The 16,834-nt window shown below is 68.2% G+C and carries 14 protein-coding genes; 12 read left to right on the top strand and 2 right to left on the bottom strand.

The window, feature by feature from the left end:
• Positions 1-79: 79 nt before the first annotated feature.
• Complete coding sequence (locus RH90_RS14895) at positions 80-1,333, bottom strand: MFS transporter (RefSeq protein WP_010186622.1); 1,254 nt, start codon at positions 1,331-1,333, stop codon at positions 80-82.
• 27 nt (positions 1,334-1,360) lie between these two features.
• Between RH90_RS14895 and RH90_RS14890 the strand changes: the two genes are divergently transcribed.
• Genes RH90_RS14890 through RH90_RS14875 form a run of 4 tightly spaced genes read left to right on the top strand, consistent with a single transcriptional unit; the run spans position 1,361 to position 6,171 of the window.
• The gene (locus tag RH90_RS14890; protein WP_232280367.1) at positions 1,361-1,933 is read left to right on the top strand and encodes a MarR family winged helix-turn-helix transcriptional regulator; all 573 of its coding nucleotides are present in this window, start codon (positions 1,361-1,363) and stop codon (positions 1,931-1,933) included.
• Entirely contained in the window at positions 1,930-3,357 is a 1,428-nt protein-coding gene (locus RH90_RS14885; protein WP_010186618.1) for an efflux transporter outer membrane subunit, read from the top strand. The genes RH90_RS14890 and RH90_RS14885 overlap by 4 nt, the downstream gene beginning before the upstream one ends.
• Positions 3,354-4,583 carry an efflux RND transporter periplasmic adaptor subunit gene (locus RH90_RS14880; RefSeq protein ID WP_010186617.1) on the top strand — a complete coding sequence of 410 codons (1,230 nt, stop codon included), beginning with the start codon at positions 3,354-3,356 and terminating at the stop codon, positions 4,581-4,583. The genes RH90_RS14885 and RH90_RS14880 overlap by 4 nt, the downstream gene beginning before the upstream one ends.
• A 43-nt stretch (positions 4,584-4,626) precedes the next feature.
• Positions 4,627-6,171 carry a DHA2 family efflux MFS transporter permease subunit gene (locus RH90_RS14875; RefSeq protein ID WP_010186614.1) on the top strand — a complete coding sequence of 515 codons (1,545 nt, stop codon included), beginning with the start codon at positions 4,627-4,629 and terminating at the stop codon, positions 6,169-6,171.
• A gap of 9 nt (positions 6,172-6,180) precedes the next feature.
• Here RH90_RS14875 and RH90_RS14870 read toward each other — a convergent pair whose 3' ends face one another.
• Positions 6,181-7,383 (bottom strand): MFS transporter, encoded by a 1,203-nt coding sequence (locus RH90_RS14870; protein WP_010186612.1) that lies wholly within the window; start codon positions 7,381-7,383, stop codon positions 6,181-6,183.
• A 196-nt stretch (positions 7,384-7,579) separates the two neighbouring features.
• Here RH90_RS14870 and RH90_RS14865 point away from each other — a divergent pair, with 196 nt between their 5' ends.
• The 8 genes from RH90_RS14865 (at position 7,580) to RH90_RS23530 (ending at position 16,802) form a co-directional block, all read left to right on the top strand.
• Positions 7,580-8,137: a DNA-3-methyladenine glycosylase gene (locus RH90_RS14865; RefSeq protein WP_010186610.1), complete on the top strand. Its 558-nt coding sequence runs from the start codon at positions 7,580-7,582 to the stop codon at positions 8,135-8,137.
• An 82-nt stretch (positions 8,138-8,219) separates the two neighbouring features.
• Positions 8,220-8,777, top strand: a complete 558-nt coding sequence (locus tag RH90_RS14860; RefSeq protein ID WP_029625346.1) for a biliverdin-producing heme oxygenase — start codon at positions 8,220-8,222, stop codon at positions 8,775-8,777.
• Positions 8,770-11,349, top strand: coding sequence for an HWE histidine kinase domain-containing protein (locus RH90_RS14855; protein ID WP_010186607.1), 2,580 nt, complete (start codon positions 8,770-8,772; stop codon positions 11,347-11,349). Before RH90_RS14860 ends, RH90_RS14855 begins: the two co-directional genes overlap by 8 nt.
• A 384-nt stretch (positions 11,350-11,733) precedes the next feature.
• Positions 11,734-13,110: a carbohydrate porin gene (locus RH90_RS14850; protein WP_010186605.1), complete on the top strand. Its 1,377-nt coding sequence runs from the start codon at positions 11,734-11,736 to the stop codon at positions 13,108-13,110.
• A gap of 1 nt (position 13,111) precedes the next feature.
• The gene (locus RH90_RS24315; RefSeq protein WP_081476952.1) at positions 13,112-14,155 is read left to right on the top strand and encodes an ABC transporter permease subunit; all 1,044 of its coding nucleotides are present in this window, start codon (positions 13,112-13,114) and stop codon (positions 14,153-14,155) included.
• Positions 14,125-14,859: an ABC transporter permease subunit gene (locus RH90_RS24310; RefSeq protein ID WP_037492824.1), complete on the top strand. Its 735-nt coding sequence runs from the start codon at positions 14,125-14,127 to the stop codon at positions 14,857-14,859. Before RH90_RS24315 ends, RH90_RS24310 begins: the two co-directional genes overlap by 31 nt.
• A 10-nt stretch (positions 14,860-14,869) precedes the next feature.
• Positions 14,870-16,171 (top strand): ABC transporter ATP-binding protein, encoded by a 1,302-nt coding sequence (locus RH90_RS14835; protein ID WP_010186603.1) that lies wholly within the window; start codon positions 14,870-14,872, stop codon positions 16,169-16,171.
• 100 nt (positions 16,172-16,271) lie between these two features.
• A complete protein-coding gene (locus tag RH90_RS23530) occupies positions 16,272-16,802 on the top strand; it encodes a hypothetical protein (protein WP_010186602.1) in 531 nt (176 codons plus the stop codon).
• The last annotated feature ends 32 nt before the right edge of the window (positions 16,803-16,834 follow it).

Below are 16,834 nucleotides of genomic sequence, written 5' to 3'. Positions count from 1 at the left end.
GTCGGCGGTCAAGCGTGCTTCCGACCCAACGATCGTTTCGCGCGCCAAGTTGCGGGCGGCGGCACGGCCGCGCGCGCGCTCAGCGCGCCGGTTTGAGCAGCGCGAGACCGCCGAAACTCAACAGCGCCGCGCCGACCAGATAAAGGCCGACGAGCGGCAGCCCGCCGGTTTGCGCGAGCTTCTGCGCCGCGATCGGGGCGAGCGCGCCGCCGAGGATGCCGCCGAGGTTGAAGGCGATCGACACGCCGGTATAGCGCACGCCTGCGTCGAACAGCGACGGCAGCCAGCCGCCAAGCGGCCCGTAGGCAAAGCCCATCGCGAACAGCGACAGCGCGAGCCAGGCGAACACGATCCACAGCGACGCCGCACCGAGCATCGGCGCCATCAGCAGCCCCGACAGCGCGCAGCCGACAAAGCCCCAGCGCAGCATCGGTCGCGCGCCGACGCGGTCGGCGAGCGTGCACGAGACGATCACGCCGAGCGCGAGGAACAGGATCGCGGCGATCTCGACCCCTAGAAACGCCTGGCGGCCATGGCCGAGCGTCGTCGTGCCATAGCTCAGCGCGAAGGCGGTCGTCAGATAGAACAAGGCGAAACACGCGATCACCGCGCCGGTGCCGGCGAGTGTCGGGCGCAGATGGTGACGGAAGAGTTCGGCGATCGGCACCGGCGGAATTGCGTGGTGCGCCGCGGCTTCGCGAAACGCCGGCGTCTCGCTGAGCTTGAGGCGAACCCACAGCCCGAGCAGTACGAGCACCGCGCTGGCAAGGAAGGGCAAGCGCCAGCCCCAGGCGGTGAATTGCCCCGGCGTGAGCGTCGCGCCGAGCAACAGAAAGAACCCGTTCGCGGCAATGAAGCCGACCGGCGCGCCGAGCGGTGGAAACATTCCCCAGCGATTTTCCTGGCCTTTGGGCGCGTTCTCCACGGCGAGCAGCGAAGCGCCGCCCCATTCGCCGCCGAGCCCGAGCCCTTGGCCGAAGCGCAGCACGCACAGCAGCAGCGGCGCGACCCAGCCGACCTGGGCATAGGTCGGCAGGAAGGCGATCGCGACGGTCGACCCGCCCATCAGCATCAGCGAGGCGACGAGCGTCGATTTGCGTCCCAACCGGTCGCCGAAATGGCCGAACAGCGCCGCGCCGAGCGGGCGCGCGAAGAAGGCGAGGCCGAAGCTCGCATAAGCGGCGATCGTCTGGACGTTCGGATCGCTTGCCGGGAAGAAAAGCGGACCGAACACCAGCGCGGCGGCGGTCGCATAGATGTAGAAATCGTAAAATTCGACCGAGGTGCCGATCAGGCTGGCAAGAAGGATTCGGCGGGTCGAGGCAGGAGTCATGGCGCTTCTTAGGCACCTCTGCGGCGCTTGTCGAAGGCATGGACGTCGGCGGCCGCCGGGCCGATTCAAAATTCCGTCACCTGGGCGAATCCATTGACTGCCGAGGCAATTGTTGCCATGGCAACCTTTATGGTTGTCTATACCCCCCAATATTTCGAGCCGGATTGCTCGCTCGGCTATCTCGCCCGCCGCGTGCATCAGATCGGCTCGCTTGCGCTAGAGCCGGTCTACGCCAGCGAGGGTCTGACCGGCCCGCAATGGTCGGCGCTGGCGCAGCTCTCGTTTCGTCGCGGGGCGACCAGCGCCGAGCTCGCCCGGGACATGGCGCACGACAAGGGCGCGATGACCCGTCTGGTCGATTCGCTCGAGGCGAATGGCTGGATCACGCGGGAACGCTGCACCGAGGATCGTCGGGCGGTGAAGCTCGCGCTCACCGAACAGGGCGCGGCGCTCGAGCTTCGCGTGCGCCTGCGCGTGATCAATTGCTGGAATGCTTGGTTGGCCGATTGGGACGAGGGTGAAGTCGAGAGGATGATCGCGATGATGCAGAAGCTGCGCGACACCTTGCTGACCAAGACCAGCGAAGGCGTAAGTCGATGACACGCGCGCGTCACGCGACGATCGTCGGCATGGCGGCGCTGCTGGCCGGCTGCGCGATCCCGGCGTCCAAGCCGATGCTAGCGCCGGTGCCGGTCGCCGCTTTGGGGCTGTCGGATAGCGCGGCGCCGGTGATCGCGACCGACTGGTGGCGCAGCTTCGGCGATCCGCAGCTCGATCGGCTGGTCATCGACGCGGTCGCGGGCAACCCCAGCCTCGACGCGGCGCTCGCGCGCGTGCGCCAGGCGGACGCGTTGCTATCGACCCAGCGGGCGAACAATGGTCCCGACCTCGCCCTCGACTCGCAGGAGCAGGTCGCGCGGTTGAGCGGGATCTACACGATCCCCCCGCCTTATGCCGGGACGGTGCGCGCGGTCGGGACGACGCAGCTCAGCCTGAACTGGAACCTCGATCTGTTCGGGCGTCAGAAGGCCGCGATCGACGGCGCGCGCGCATCGACGCAGGCGGCCGGGCTCGATGTCGCCGCGGCGCGGCTCGCTTTGGCAGGCTCGGTCGTCCAGACCTATATCAACCTGTCGCGCGCCGAGACGCAGGCGGCGATCGCGCGGCGGACGATCGCGACGCGGCAGGATTCGCTGCGGCTGGTCAACGTCCGGATCCGCAACAAGCTCGCCAGCGCGCTCGACGCGCAAGGCGCGATAACGCTCGTTGCGCAGGCGCAGCAGGCGCTGCTCCGCGCCGAGGCGGCGCAGGTGCTGGCGAAGAATGCGCTCGCCGCGCTCGCCGGTCGTGGGGGCGATTACGCCGCTGGCATTCACGCGAGCGCGCTGACGCTTGATGCGGCCTTGCCATTACCGCGCGCAGTGCCCGCCGACCTGATCGCGCGGCGCGCCGATATCGCCGCCGCGCAGGCGCGGATCGCCGCGGCGGCGGCGGGGCGGCAGGTGGCGCGCAAGGCGTTCTACCCCAACGTCAATCTCGCCGCGCTGGGCGGGTTCCAGGCGATCGGGCTCGGCAACCTGTTCTCGCTCGACGCCGGGACGGCCGGGGTCGGGCCCGCGGTGCATCTGCCGATCTTCGACAATGGCCGGCTCAAGGCTGATCTCGCCGGGGCGACCGCCGCGCTCGATCTGGCGACCGCGGATTACAACGCACGCGTGATCGGCGCGGTGCGCGAAGCGGCCGATGCGATCGCTCGGATCGGCAGCCTCCAGGCCGATCGCGCGCGCCAGGGGGAAATCGTCCGCGGCTTTGCCGAGACGGGGCGGCTCAACGCGATCCGCGTGTCGAGCGGGCTCGATAGCAAGCTCGGTCTGGTCGACAACGATATCCGCGTGCTCGACGCACAGACCGCCGCTGCCGATCTCGCCGCCGACGCTGCGCTCCAGCGCGTGGCGCTGGTGCTCGCGCTCGGCGGCGGCTTCACCGCTCCTTCTCCCGTTGCTGTACAGGGCTCGACCCAATGACCGACACGCTTACCCCCGTCGCGCCAAAGGTTGCGGCGACACCCGAAGCCGCGGCCCCGCAGCCCGCGCCGGATCCGGCACCGACCCCTGCGCGGTCGCCCGCCGGCAACCCGAAGGCGCGACGCCGCGGGCTGACGATCGTCGCGGTGCTGGTGGTACTGGCGGCGATCGTCTGGGGGGTGATGCATTTCCTGCTCGCCAAGCCAGAGCAGGAAACCGACGACGCCTATGTCGCGGGCGACGTCGTCTCGATCACCGCGCGCGATGCGGGCACGGTGCTGGCGATCCACGCCGACAATACCCAGACGGTGAAGACCGGGCAGCCGCTGATCGATCTCGACGCCGCGACCGCCGATGTCGGGCTGGCCTCGGCCGAAGCCGAACTCGCGCGTGCGGTTCGCGCGACGCGATCGGATTTCTCCAAGCTCGGGGAAACCGGCGCCGCAGTGGTGCAAGCGCAAGCCGAACTGGCGCGCGCGCAGAACGATCTCGCGCGCCGTCGCGGCGCCGCCGCGCAGGGGGCGATCTCGGGCGAGGAGCTCAGCCACGCGGCCGATCAGGTCAAGGTCGCCGCCGCGACGCTCGCGCTTGCGCGCAGCCAGCAGGCGCAGTCGCGCAACGGTGTCGCGGGCACGACGGTGTCGAACAACCCGGCGGTGCTCGCGGCGATCGCCGCCTATCGCAAGGCCGCGATCATGCGCAGCCACATGCATGTCATCGCGCCGATCGACGGCGTGGTCGCGCAGCGCACCGTCCAGCTCGGCCAGCAGGTCGCAGCCGGTATGCCGCTGATGGCGGTCGTGCCGCTCGACCGCGTCTGGGTCGATGCCAATTTCCGCGAGACCCAGCTGCGCGATCTGCGCGTCGGCCAGCCCGCGACGGTGACCGCCGACATGTATGGCAAGAGCCTGGTGTTCCACGGCAAGGTCGTCGGGCTCGGCGCGGGGAGTGGCAACGCCTTTGCGCTGCTGCCGCCGCAGAATGCGAGCGGCAACTGGATCAAGATCACGCAGCGCGTGCCGGTGCGCATCGCGCTCGACCCTCGCGAATTGCGGCGCAACCCGTTGCGGGTCGGGCTGTCGGTCGCGACCGTGGTCGATACTGCTGATCAATCGGGGACGATGGTCGGCGCCCCCGCGACCGCCGCCTATAAGGGCATCGCGAGCGATGCCGGCGGGTCGCAGGTCGAAGCGAAGATCCAGCAGATCATCGCGGCTAACCGGTGATGGCGCGGACCATGGCCTTGGCCTCCATGATCGCGCTGGCCTGATGTCGGCCCCAGCCGCCGCCGGGCCCGCGCCGCTCACCGGCCTTCCGCTCGCGCTGACCGCGTTCGCGCTGGCGATGGGCACCTTCATGCAGGTGCTCGACACGACGATCGCCAACGTCTCGCTGCCGACGATCGCGGGCAATCTCGGCGTGTCGAGCGACAATTCGACCTGGGTGGTCACCGCCTTCGCGGTCGCCAACGGCGTCGCGGTCCCGCTGACCGGCTGGCTGATGGGCCGCTTCGGCGTGGTCAAGACCTTCTGCATGTCGGTGATGCTGTTCACGATCGCTTCGTTCCTGTGCGGGATCGCGTGGAGCCTGCCGTCGCTGATCGGGTTCCGCGTGCTGCAGGGCGCGGTCTCGGGGCCGATGATCCCGGGCAGCCAGGCGCTGCTGATCGCGATCTTCCCGGCGCACAAGCGCGGTACCGCGCTCGCGATCTGGTCGATGACGACGCTCGTCGCGCCGATCATGGGGCCGATCCTCGGCGGCTATATCTCGGACAATTACCACTGGAGCTGGATCTTCCTGATCAATGTGCCGTTCGGGCTGTTCACCGGGCTGATCTGCTGGCGGATGCTCGGCAAGCGCGACACGCCGACGCGCAAACTGCCGATCGACGGGGTCGGGCTGATCCTGCTGGTGATGTGGGTCGGCGCATTGCAGATTGTGCTCGATCTCGGCAAGAACGACGATTGGTTCTCGTCGGACCGGATCGTCATCGCCACGATCGTCGCGGCGATCGGCTTCGTCGTGTGGCTGATCTGGGAGCTGACCGACGCCAATCCGGCGGTCAACCTCACCCAGTTCAAGAACCGCAACTTCGCGATCGGGACGCTTGCCTTCTGCCTCGGCTATGCGGTGTTCTTCGCCAACACGCTGCTGCTCCCGCTGTGGCTGCAGACGCAGATGGGCTATACCGCGACCTGGGCGGGGCTGGTCGCGGCGCCCTCGGGCGCGGTCGCGGTGATCCTCACCCCGTTCGTCGCGCGGATCGCGGGCAAGGTCGATGCGCGCGTGCTGGCGACGGTGTCGTTCGCGGCGTTCGGCTATTCCTATTATTTGCGCTCGGGCTACACGACGAACGCCAGCTTTTACGATCTGATGCTGCCGCTACTCGTCCAGGGCGTCGCGATGGCGACCTTCTTCCTGTCGATGCTGACGATTTCACTCGATCGCATCCCGCCCGAGAAGCTGCCGTCGGCGACGGGCGTATCGAACTTCGCGCGGATCACCGCGGGCAGTTTCGCCGCCTCGATCATCACAACGATGTGGGACCGTCGCGAGGCGCTCCACCAGAGCCGATTGTCCGAAGCGGTCGGGCAGGGGGGCGCCTATCAGGCGGCCGTCGGCGGCCTCGCGCGGCTTGGCCTGAGCGATACACAGGCGGCGGGCGCAATTACGCGGCAGATGGTCGGGCAGGCGTACCTGCTCGCCTCGACCGATCTGTTCCGCATCTCGGCCTGGTTGTGCGTCGGCCTGACCGCGATCGTCTGGGCGACGCGCAAGGCATCGCCGCCGCAGGGACCGATCGCGGCGGATTGATCCGCCGCGTCAGCCGGTTCGGCGCGTGCGCGCCTCGAGGACAACCGCGACGCACCACACCGCGAAGCCGCCGAGCGCCAGCCCGCAGCCGACCCAGCCGGTCGAGGTCCAGCCGAACCCGCCCGCGATCGCCATTCCGCCGAGCCATGGCCCGAGCGCATTGGCGACGTTGAAGGCCGAATGGTTGAGCGCCGCCGCCAGCGTTTGCGCGTCGCCCGCAACGTCCATCAGCCGCGTCTGGAGGGTCGTGCCGAGCGCCCCGCCGAGCCCGATCGCGAAAACGTCGAGCGTCACCGCGAGGAAACTGTGCGCGGCAAGCGTATAGAGCGCGAGCGACACCGCCATGAACAGCAGCAACACGCCGCCGGTCGGCATCAAGCGCTTGTCGGCGAAGCGCGGGACGACGAGATTGCCGACCGTCATTCCGACTCCGAACACTGCCAGGACGATCGGGATCAGCGCGGGCGGGACCCGCGTCACCGCGCTCAGCGTCACGGTGAGATAGGTGTAGACCGCGAACAGCCCGCCAAAGCCGATCGCGCCGATCGCCAGCGTCAGCCATACTTGCCCGCGGCGCAGCGCACCGAGTTCGCGCAACGGGCTTGCTCCGGCCTGCGGGCGATCGTGCGGCACGATCGCGATGGCAAGTCCCGCCGTGATCAGCGCGAGACCGGCGACGATCGCGAACCCGAAGCGCCAGCCGAACGCCTGGCCGAGCCAGGTCGCCACCGGCACGCCGATGATCGTCGCGACCGTCAGACCAAGCATAACCCGGCCGACCGCTTGCGTGCGGCGTTCGGGCGGCACGAGCGACGCCGCGACGAGCGAGGCCACGCCGAAATAGGCGCCATGCGGCAGGCCGCTGAGGAAGCGGACGAAGAGCAGCATGCGATAGGATGGCGCCAACGCCGAGAGCGCGTTGGCAATCGCGAAGACCGTCATCAAGCCGATCAGCAGCGTGCGCCGTGGGAGCTTCGCGGACAGGATCGCGATCATCGGTGCGCCGACGACGACGCCGAGCGCGTAGGCGCTGATGACATGCCCGGCGGTCGGCTCGCTGATATGAAGGTCGCGCGCGAAATAGGGGAGCAAGCTCATCGTCGCGAATTCGGTCGTGCCGATCGCGAAGCCTCCGACGGCGAGCGCCGCGTGGACGAGACCGACGTGCGGTGATTTCGCTGCACGCGCGGGTGCCAGGGAGGGGGCAGGCATGGCAAGGCTCCTTGATCAGTCGCCGATAGTCGCGACGGGCGATTCAGCAGCCTCTCCGTAACGCGCTTGGGGGTTGATCCGCGCTGCGGCTCCCATACAAGCCATGCCCAGCCATGCCACTCCAAACTTGCCTTCCGATAGCGCATTTCCTGCCCGACCAACTCGTTACCGAACCGGCGAATGCGGAGCATTTCGAGTGTTTCTGAGCGAGGATTTCTTCCGGCACGACGCGGCGAGCGTGGCGCGCGGCTTGATTGGCGTCGAATTGCTCGTCCATGGCGTCGGCGGCCGGATCGTCGAAACCGAGGCCTATGATGCCGGCGATCCCGCGTCGCACAGCTTTGGCGGGGTCACGCCGCGCAACGCGGCGATGTTCGGACCGGTCGGGCGCGCCTATGTGTATCGCAGCTACGGGCTGCATTGGTGCCTTAACATGGTCTGCTCGGCCGACCGGACAGGCAGCGCGGTTCTGATCCGCGCGATCGAACCCTTGGTCGGGTTTGACGTCATGCAGGCCCGCCGCGGCGGCGTGTCCGAGCGGCTGTTGTGCCGCGGACCGGGCCGCCTCGCGCAAGCTCTCGGAGTCGATGCGACCTTGAACGGCGCGGCGCTCGACCAGCCGCCCTTCGCGTTGAAGGCGCCAGAGATCGCACCGCCTATCGTCGAAGGCCCGCGGATCGGGATCAGCAAGGCGGCGGCGACACCCTGGCGCTTCTGCCTCGCGGGATCGCGCTATTTGAGCAGGCCCGCGTGACCTCGATCGCACGCCAAAACGAGCGCAACCGGTGCGGAGCGAGCTCGGTTACATTTGTCGCGATATCCAGTACACTGCCGCGATGACCGACCAAACCACCGCGCGCGCGGAATTGCGAGCCGCGACGCACGACCAGCACGAGCGGGTCGATCGCCTGTTCTCGCACGTGCGGCTCGATGACCGGCAGGACTATGGGGCGTTTCTCGGGGCACAGGCGGCGGCGCATATCCCGGTCGAGCGCGCGCTGGCCGATGCGGGTATCGCCGACATCGCGCCCGACTGGGAAACACGCCAGCGCGCCGATCTGCTGCGCGCCGATCTCGCGACGCTCGGGCTCGCCGTACCTGATCCCGCGGGGGCGATCCGTTTCGAAAGCGAGGCGGCGCTGCTCGGCGGTCTCTACGTGCTCGAAGGGTCGCGCCTCGGCGGGACGATGCTCAAGCGATCGGTTCCGTCCGATTTCCCGACGCGTTTTCTCGGGGGCGGCGATTCGGCCGCGTGGCGCAACTTGCTCCAGATGCTCGACGCGCGTCTCGATACTGCGCTAAAGCGGTCCGTCGCGGTGCAAGCGGCGCGTAACGTGTTTGCGTTGTTCGAAATCAGCGGACACCGATGGGTAAGGACCGGAACCTTTGGCTGACGATTTCGGAACGGTCGATCTGACGAATTGCGATCGCGAACCGATTCATATCCTGGGCGCGATCCAGCCGATCGGGTTCCTGTTGGCGTTGACCGCCGACTGGCTCGTCGCGCGGGTATCGGCGAACGTCGCCCAATTCATCGGGCATAGCCCGGAGGATTTGCTCGGGCTGCCGCTGGCAGAAATCTTGCCGTCCGCGGTGATCCACGATCTGCGCAATCGTGCCGCGATGTTGCGCGGCGCCGATGCGGTCGAGCGCATGTTCGACATCGTCTTGCTCCCTGGCGGCGCGGCGTTCGATATCGCACTCCACGTCTCGGGCGACCAGGTCGTGATCGAGGCCGAACCGGCGTCGGGCGAATATGGCGATGCGAGCGGCCTGGTCCGCTCGATGATCACGCGGCTCGATCAATGCGCCGACATGGAGAGCTTCTACCGCGAAGGCGCACGGCAGGTCCGCGCGCTGATCGGCTTCGATCGGGTGATGGTCTATCGCTTCGCCGCCGACGATTCGGGCGAGGTCGTCGCCGAGGCGGTGAAGCCCGGCATCGGCAAATTTCTCGGGCTGCGCTATCCCGCCAGCGATATCCCGGTCCAGGCACGTCTGCTCTACAAGCGCAACCTGTTGCGCCTTATCGCCGACGTCGACCAGCAGGCCGTGCCGATCGTTCCCGCGCGCGACGCGGGCGGGCGCCCGCTCGATCTGTCGCTGTCGGTGCTCCGCTCGGTCTCGCCGATCCATATCGAATATCTCAAGAACATGGGCGTGCAGGCGTCGCTGTCGATCTCGATCCTGGTCGATGGCAAGCTGTGGGGGCTGTTCGCCTGTCACCATTACACGGCCCGCTGCCCAACCTTCGAGCGGCGTTCGGTCAGCGAACTGTTCGCGCAGATGTTCGCGATGCGGCTCGAGAGCCGCGAACGCCAGGCGACCGTCGAGTTCGAGCGCGGCGCGCGCGATATCGCCGACCAGTTGCTTGGCGCGATCGCCTCCGACGATACGCTGCTCAAGGATCCCGACTGGCTCGGCGAGATCCTGACGCGCGCGATCAAGGCCGATGGCGTCGGCGTGTGGATCGGCGGCAACCATGCCTTTTCGGGCGTAACTCCTTCGGCCGATGCCTTCCGTCGGATCGTTCGCGCGCTCAACGGCACGACCGCGGGCAAGGTGTTCGCGACCGACCGGATCGCGTCGATCCTGCCCGGCGCCGAAGAGTTCGCCGCCGAGTCGGCAGGGCTGCTGGCGATCCCGATCTCGCGCGCGCCGCGCGATTACGTCGTGTTGTTCCGTTCCGAGCTCGTTCGCTCGGTGCGCTGGGCGGGCGATCCGCACAAGCCCGTGGAATATGGGGCGAACGGCCCCCGCCTGTCGCCACGCGAGAGTTTTGCCGAGTGGAAGGAGTTGGTGCAGGGGCGCTCGCAGCCCTTCACCGCCTCCGAAATCCGTGTCGCCGAGACACTCCGAGCGACGCTGATCGAAGTCGTGTTGCGGCTGGCGGACGAAGCCTCGGCCGAGCGGCAACACGCCAATGCCCGGCAGGAGCTGCTGATCGCCGAGCTCAATCACCGCGTCCGCAACGTGCTCGGCGTGATCCGCGGGCTGATCCGCCAGTCGCAACCGGCCGAGGACGTCGTCCAGGATTTCGTCAAGGTCGTCGATGGCCGGATTCACGCGCTCGCGCGCGCGCACAACCAGATCACCGACGACCATTGGGGGCCTGCGCCGATGCAGGCGCTGATCGATGCCGAGGCCGCAGCCTTCGTCGCCGACGATGACAAGATCGTGTCGGAGGGCGCGCCGGTGCTGCTCAACCCGCAGGCCTATTCGACGATGGCGCTGGTGCTGCACGAGCTCGTCACCAACTCGACCAAATATGGCAGCCTGTCGGTGCCCGACGGGCACGTCGCGATCAGCTGGGAACGCAACACGGCCGAGGACCTGTTGTTCTTCTGGCGCGAGACCGGCGGCCCGACCGTCGCTTTGCCGACTCGTAAGGGGTTCGGCACGACGATCATCCATCGCTCGGTGCCGTACGATCTCGGTGGGACGGCGGACGTCGACTATCGCCCTGACGGGGTCGAGGCGCGCTTCCGCATCCCTGCGCGGCACGTCACCGAAGCGCCGGCTGCGATCCGCGCCACGCCACCGATCCGCAGCGCGCGGCCCGTGGCAGGCCTTCCCGCCGCCGCGCCGGAACGGATGCTCGACGGGCACGACGTGCTGCTGGTCGAGGACAGCCTGATCATCGCGCTCGACGCCGAGGACATCGTTACGCGGCTGGGCGCCGAAAACGTCACCACCGCGGCGACCGTCGATGGCGCGCTCGACGCGATCGCGCACAGCCGGCCGGCGGTCGCGATGCTCGACATAAATCTCGGCGACCGCAACAGCTTCGCGATCGCGGACCGGCTGCTCGAGCTCGGCATCCCCTTCCTGTTCGCCACCGGCTATGGCGAACAGGCCAAATTGCCCGAGAGCCACCGCGACAGGACGGTCGTGCAAAAGCCCTACACGATCGAAAACGTCGCGCGCGCGATGGAGGACATTCTGGGGCCCGCGATCCTGGCGTGATCCGTCCGCGGGAGCCTGTCGCGACACTAAGCGGCGGCGCCGTACCCGTCTCACCGCACCTGCAAAATCAAGACCTGTGCGCGCGGATTACAAGCTGCTAGTCGGCGCGCGAAGGCGGACGCAGTCGCGCGAGTCGCGGCTGCCAGGCTTCGACTGCTTTTTCGAACACAGGAACCCGATGCCCCGATCTAGCCCCTTGTCCGGAGACGGCGACAGTAGAAGCCTCGGCTTTTGCTGCGTCGATGACCGGTATCCTGGGCCCGACCGGGTCGGCGCAGGCGGCGCGACGCTGCCCTGAGGCGATATCCGGCGGGCTCGAACCACGAGACCGAAGGATTTCGCCCATGATCACGCTTCGCGCTCCCGCGCGCATCCCGTTCGCTCGTGCGTTTCGCTGAGACGCGGTCCGCGCGCCGCGCCGCGTTTCGGCCAGCGTGGGCAATCGGCGGGCTCGCGCTGCTGTTCGCCAGCTCCGCGACCGCGCAGACCCGCGACACCCAGCCGGGCGACACGCAGACGCCCGAAGCCCAGACCTTCGCGCTGCACGGCCAGGCGACCTTCGTCGTCCAGGGGGTAGGGGGCTTCGCCGCACCCTATTCGGGACCCAACAGCCTCGCGCCGCGGCAGGTGAAGGAGACCGCCGACGTCACCGCCTATATCGGCGTACGTCCATGGGAGGGCGCCGAGCTCTGGGCCAATCCCGAGATCGACCAGGGCTTCGGGCTGTCGAATACGCTCGGCGCGGCGGGCTTTCCCAGCGCCGAGGCGTATAAGGTAGGCAAGACCAATCCCTATGTCCGCCTGCAGCGCCTGTTCTTCCGCCAGACGATCGGGCTCGGCAGCGCGCGCGAGGCGGTGGTGGCGACGTCGAACCAGCTCGGTGGGTCGCGGCCGATTGATCGGCTGGTGCTGAGCGTCGGCAAGATCGGTGTGGGCGATGTGTTCGATACGAACCGCTATGCGCACGATCCGCGCGCGGATTTCCTCAACTGGTCGGTGGTCGATGCTGGCAGCTTCGATTATGCCGCCGACGCCTGGGGCTATTCGACCGGCGCCGCGCTCGAGGCCTATCGCGGCGCGTGGACCGCACGCTTCGGCGCGTTCAACCTGTCGCGCATACCCAATGGCGAAACGCTCGAGCGCGGCTTCGGCCAGTATCAGCTCGATGCCGAGATCGAGCATCGTCACACGATCGGCGCGCGCGCGGGCGCGGTCCGGCTCGGGCTGTTCCGCAACCGCGGGCAGTTCGGACGGTTCGATCAGGCGCTGGCGCTTGGTGTGGCAAGCGGCGACCCAGTTGATACTGCGCTGGTCCGCCGCCGGAGTACGCGGATCGGCGGCTATGCCAATGTCGAGCAGGAAGTGACGGCGACGCTCGGCGTGTTCGGTCGCCTCGGCTGGTCGGACGGCGCGATCGAGCCATACGATTTCACCGATATCGATCGCACCGCGCAGGTCGGTGCGGTGTTGGCCGGCAAGGGCTGGGGACGCCCGTCAGACCGGATCGGGATGGCGCTCGTCGTCAACGGCATCTCGGCCGCGCATCGCCGCTATCTCGCGGCGGGCGGGATCGGCGTGCTCGTCGGCGACGGGCGATTGCCCGACGCGGGCTGCGAGCAGATCGCCGAGCTCTATTACGACGTGCATGTGCTGCGCGGCGTCGATGCCACGCTCGACGCGCAGCACATCGTGAACCCCGGTTACAATCGCGACCGCGGTCCGGCCAATATCGCCGCGCTGCGGCTGCATGGAGCGTTCTGACATGCAAACGCCCGGTTTTCTCGGCTTCTCGCCGCGCCGGCTGCAATTGCGGCTCGACTGGCCCGACGCGGCGTTGTTCGCCATCCTCGTTGCGGCCGGGGTGGCGGTCGCCGCGGGGGTCAGCGACGCGACCCAGCCGCTCGCGCAGCTTCGGCTCGAGCCGGTCGTGCTCGATTGGTGGCAATTGCCGCGCTATGCCCTGCTCACGACGTTGCGCTTGTTCGCGGCGCTCGCGGCGTCGTTCGTCTTCACGCTGATCGCGGCGACCGCCGCCGCCAAGAGCCGCCGCGCCGAGCTCGTGATCATTCCCGCGCTCGACATTCTCCAATCGGTGCCGGTGCTCGGCTTCATGACCTTTACCGTCACGGCGTTCATGGGGCTCTTCCCGGGCAGCCGCGTCGGCGTCGAATGCGCCGCGATTTTCGCGATTTTCACCAGCCAGGCGTGGAACATGGCGTTCAGCCTGTACCAGTCGCTGCGCCAGGTCCCGGCCGATCTCGACGAAGTCGCGCGCGGGTTCGGCCTTTCGCCGCTGCGCAAGCTGATCCGGCTCGAGCTGCCGTTCGCCGCGCCAGGCCTGGTGTGGAACGCGATGATGTCGATGTCGGGCGGCTGGTTCTTCGTCGTCGCGTCGGAGGCGATCAGCGTCGGCCATACCCAGATCATGCTGCCGGGGATCGGCTCGTGGCTAGCGATCGCGATCGAGCAGCGCAACCTCGCCGCGGTCGCGCTCGCGGTCGGCGCGATGGCGGTCGTCATCCTGCTCTACGACCAGCTCGTCTTCCGGCCGGTGATCGCCTGGGCCGACCGCTTCCGCGTCGAGCAGACCGCGAGCGTCGCCCCGCCGCGTTCGTGGCTGTTCGACCTGTTCCGCCGCGCGCGATTGCTCCCGGCGGTCACCGCACCGCTGCGCGGGTTCGGGCGGTTGGTCTATCTGCTCGAACCCGCCCGCCGCCCGATCGCGCAGCAGCGGCAGGGGGCGCCGCCAAGGCCGCCGCGCCGGCGGCACGCGGGATGCGGCTGTGGGCGGCGGTGGTCGCGCTGACCGCGCTTGGCGCTACGGGCTATGCAATCGACTTCCTCCACCAGACGCTGACGCTCGGCGACGCATGGGCGGCGCTGCGCTTCGGTCTGATTACTTTACTGCGGGTGATCGTATTGATCATCCTAGCGAGCTTCGTGTGGGTGCCGATCGGCGTGTGGGTCGGGCTGCGGCCGCGCTGGACCTCGCGCATCCAGCCGGTCGCGCAATTCCTCGCGGCGTTCCCGGCCAATGTGCTCTTCCCGATCGCGGTCGTCGCGATCGTCCATTTCCATGCCGATCCCGACGTTTGGTTGTCGCCGCTGATGGTGCTCGGTACGCAATGGTACATCCTGTTCAACGTCATCGCCGGCGCGAGCGCAATTCCGAGCGATATGCGCGAGGCCGCGCAGATGTTCGGGGTGCGCGGCTGGCAATGGTGGCGGCGGCTGATCCTGCCGGGGATCTTCCCCTATTACGTCACCGGTGCGCTCACCGCCTCGGGCGGATCGTGGAATGCGAGCATCGTCGCCGAAGCTGTCTCGTGGGGCAGCACGCGGCTGCGCGCGCAGGGGCTCGGCAGCTATATCGCCGATGCCACCACCGCCGGCGACGGCGCGCGCGTGCTGCTCGGCATCATGGTGATGTCGGTGTTCGTCATCGCGATCAACCGCTTGCTGTTCCGCCCGCTCTATCGCCTGTCCGAACGCCGTCTGCGTCTGTCCTGAGGACCTTGCCATGATCCCGCACACTGCCCGCCCCGTCGTCACGCTCGAGCATGTCAGCCACAGCTATGGCGGCGAGCAGGGCGGCCCGCCGATCCTCGAGGACGTCGCACTGGAAGTACGCGAGGGCGAGATCGTCGGGCTGCTCGGCCGCTCGGGGTCGGGAAAGTCGACGCTGTTGCGCTCGATCGCGGGCCTCGTCCGCCCGACGCGCGGCGAGTTGCGCTTCGTTCCCGATGCCGAAGGCGCGCCGCGCTCGGTGTCGATGGTGTTCCAGTCGTTCGCTTTGTTCCCGTGGCTGACGGTGCTGCAGAATGTCGAATTGGGGCTCGAGGCACAGCGCGTCCCGGCCGAGGAGCGGCGCACGCGCGCACTGGCGGCGATCGACCTGATCGGCCTCGACGGCTTCGAGAACGCCTTCCCGAAGGAATTGTCGGGCGGAATGCGGCAGCGCGTCGGGCTCGCGCGCGCGCTCGTTGTCGAGCCGTCGCTGCTGCTGATGGACGAGCCCTTCTCGGCGCTCGACGTGCTCACCGCCGAGACGCTGCGCACCGACCTGCTCGATCTGTGGGGCGAGGGGAAGCTCGGCATTGCCTCGGTGCTGATCGTCACGCACAATATCGAGGAGGCGGTGCTGATGTGCGACCGAATCCTCGTCCTTTCGTCGAACCCCGGGCGGATCGCGGCCGAGTTCACCGTCGATCTGCCGCAGCCGCGCGACCGGCTCGATCCGGCGTTCCGCGACCTCGTCGAGCAGATCTATGCGCGTATGACACAGCGTGCGGTCGTGCCCGTAGCACTTCCGGGCGCACCGCCCGAGCATGGTCTCGACCGGCCGTTGCCCGATGTCTCGATCAACAGCCTCGCCGGCCTGATCGAAGAGATCGAGGCAGCGCCGTTCGAGGGCCGCGCGCCGCTCGCGACTCTCGCCGATATGCTCCAGCTCGAGATCGACGACCTCTTCCCGATCGTGGAGACATTGCAGATGCTGCAATTCGTCGATATCGATGATGGCGACGCCGTGCTGACCAAGCAGGGCGCCGCCTTCGCGCAGCAGGATGTCGATCAGCGCAAGGCCAATTTCCGCCGCACGCTCGAAGCGCATGTCCGGCTTGCCCGCCACATCCGCGTCGTGCTCGACGAGCGCCCCAGCCATCAGGCGCCGGCGCGGCGGTTCCGCGACGAGCTCGAAGACCATATGTCGCCCGATTTCGCTGCCACGACGCTCCGCACCGTCACCGAATGGGGGCGCTATGCCGAACTGTTCGCATTCGACGACGATGGCGATCTGTTTTCGCTCGACGATCCGGCCTGAGCGACGGCGCGGCCCAGGCCGCGCAATTGGCTATGCCCCTCACAACAGGCCCTCCGGCTCCCTATATGGGAGTCAAGGGGCACAGCCCGAGGACAAGTCGATGAAGATTCTCAACACAGTGTTTAGCTCGATCGCCGGCGTTGCGCTGCTGGCGGCATCCCCCGCCATTGCCCAGCGCGGCGGCGGCGGCGGTCATGGTGGCGGCGGGTCGCATGGCGGCGGCGGTGGCGCGCATATCGGGGGCGGCGGTGGCCGCGGCGGAAGCTTTGGCGGTGGTGGCGCGTTCGGCGGCCATGGCGGCGGCTATCGTGGCGGTGGATCGTTCGGCGGACGTCCGATTGCGGGGGGTGGCTTCCACAATGGCGGCGGACGCGATGGTGGCTTCCGCGGCGGCTATCGCGGTGGGCAATATGCGCATGGCGGCGGCTATCGCGGAGGTCGCGGTTACGGCGGGTACTACCCGGGTTATGGCTACGGCTATGGCGGCTATTATGGCGTTCCGCTCGGCTATGCGTTCGGCGGCTACGGATACGGCGGCTATGGCTATGATGATAGCTATGTCGACGAAGGCGCGGCGTGCGGCTCGGTCTGGGACCCCGAAGTGCAGCAATATCAGGACGTTTGCGATTGAACTCGGGCAGGGACCAGGCCGCGAGCCTGGTC

It is taken from the genome of Sphingomonas sp. PAMC 26605, from assembly GCF_000241485.1.
GTDB lineage: Bacteria > Pseudomonadota > Alphaproteobacteria > Sphingomonadales > Sphingomonadaceae > Sphingomonas.
Note: the sequence above shows the minus strand (reverse complement) of the source record. Positions and strands in the feature narration are given on the sequence as shown.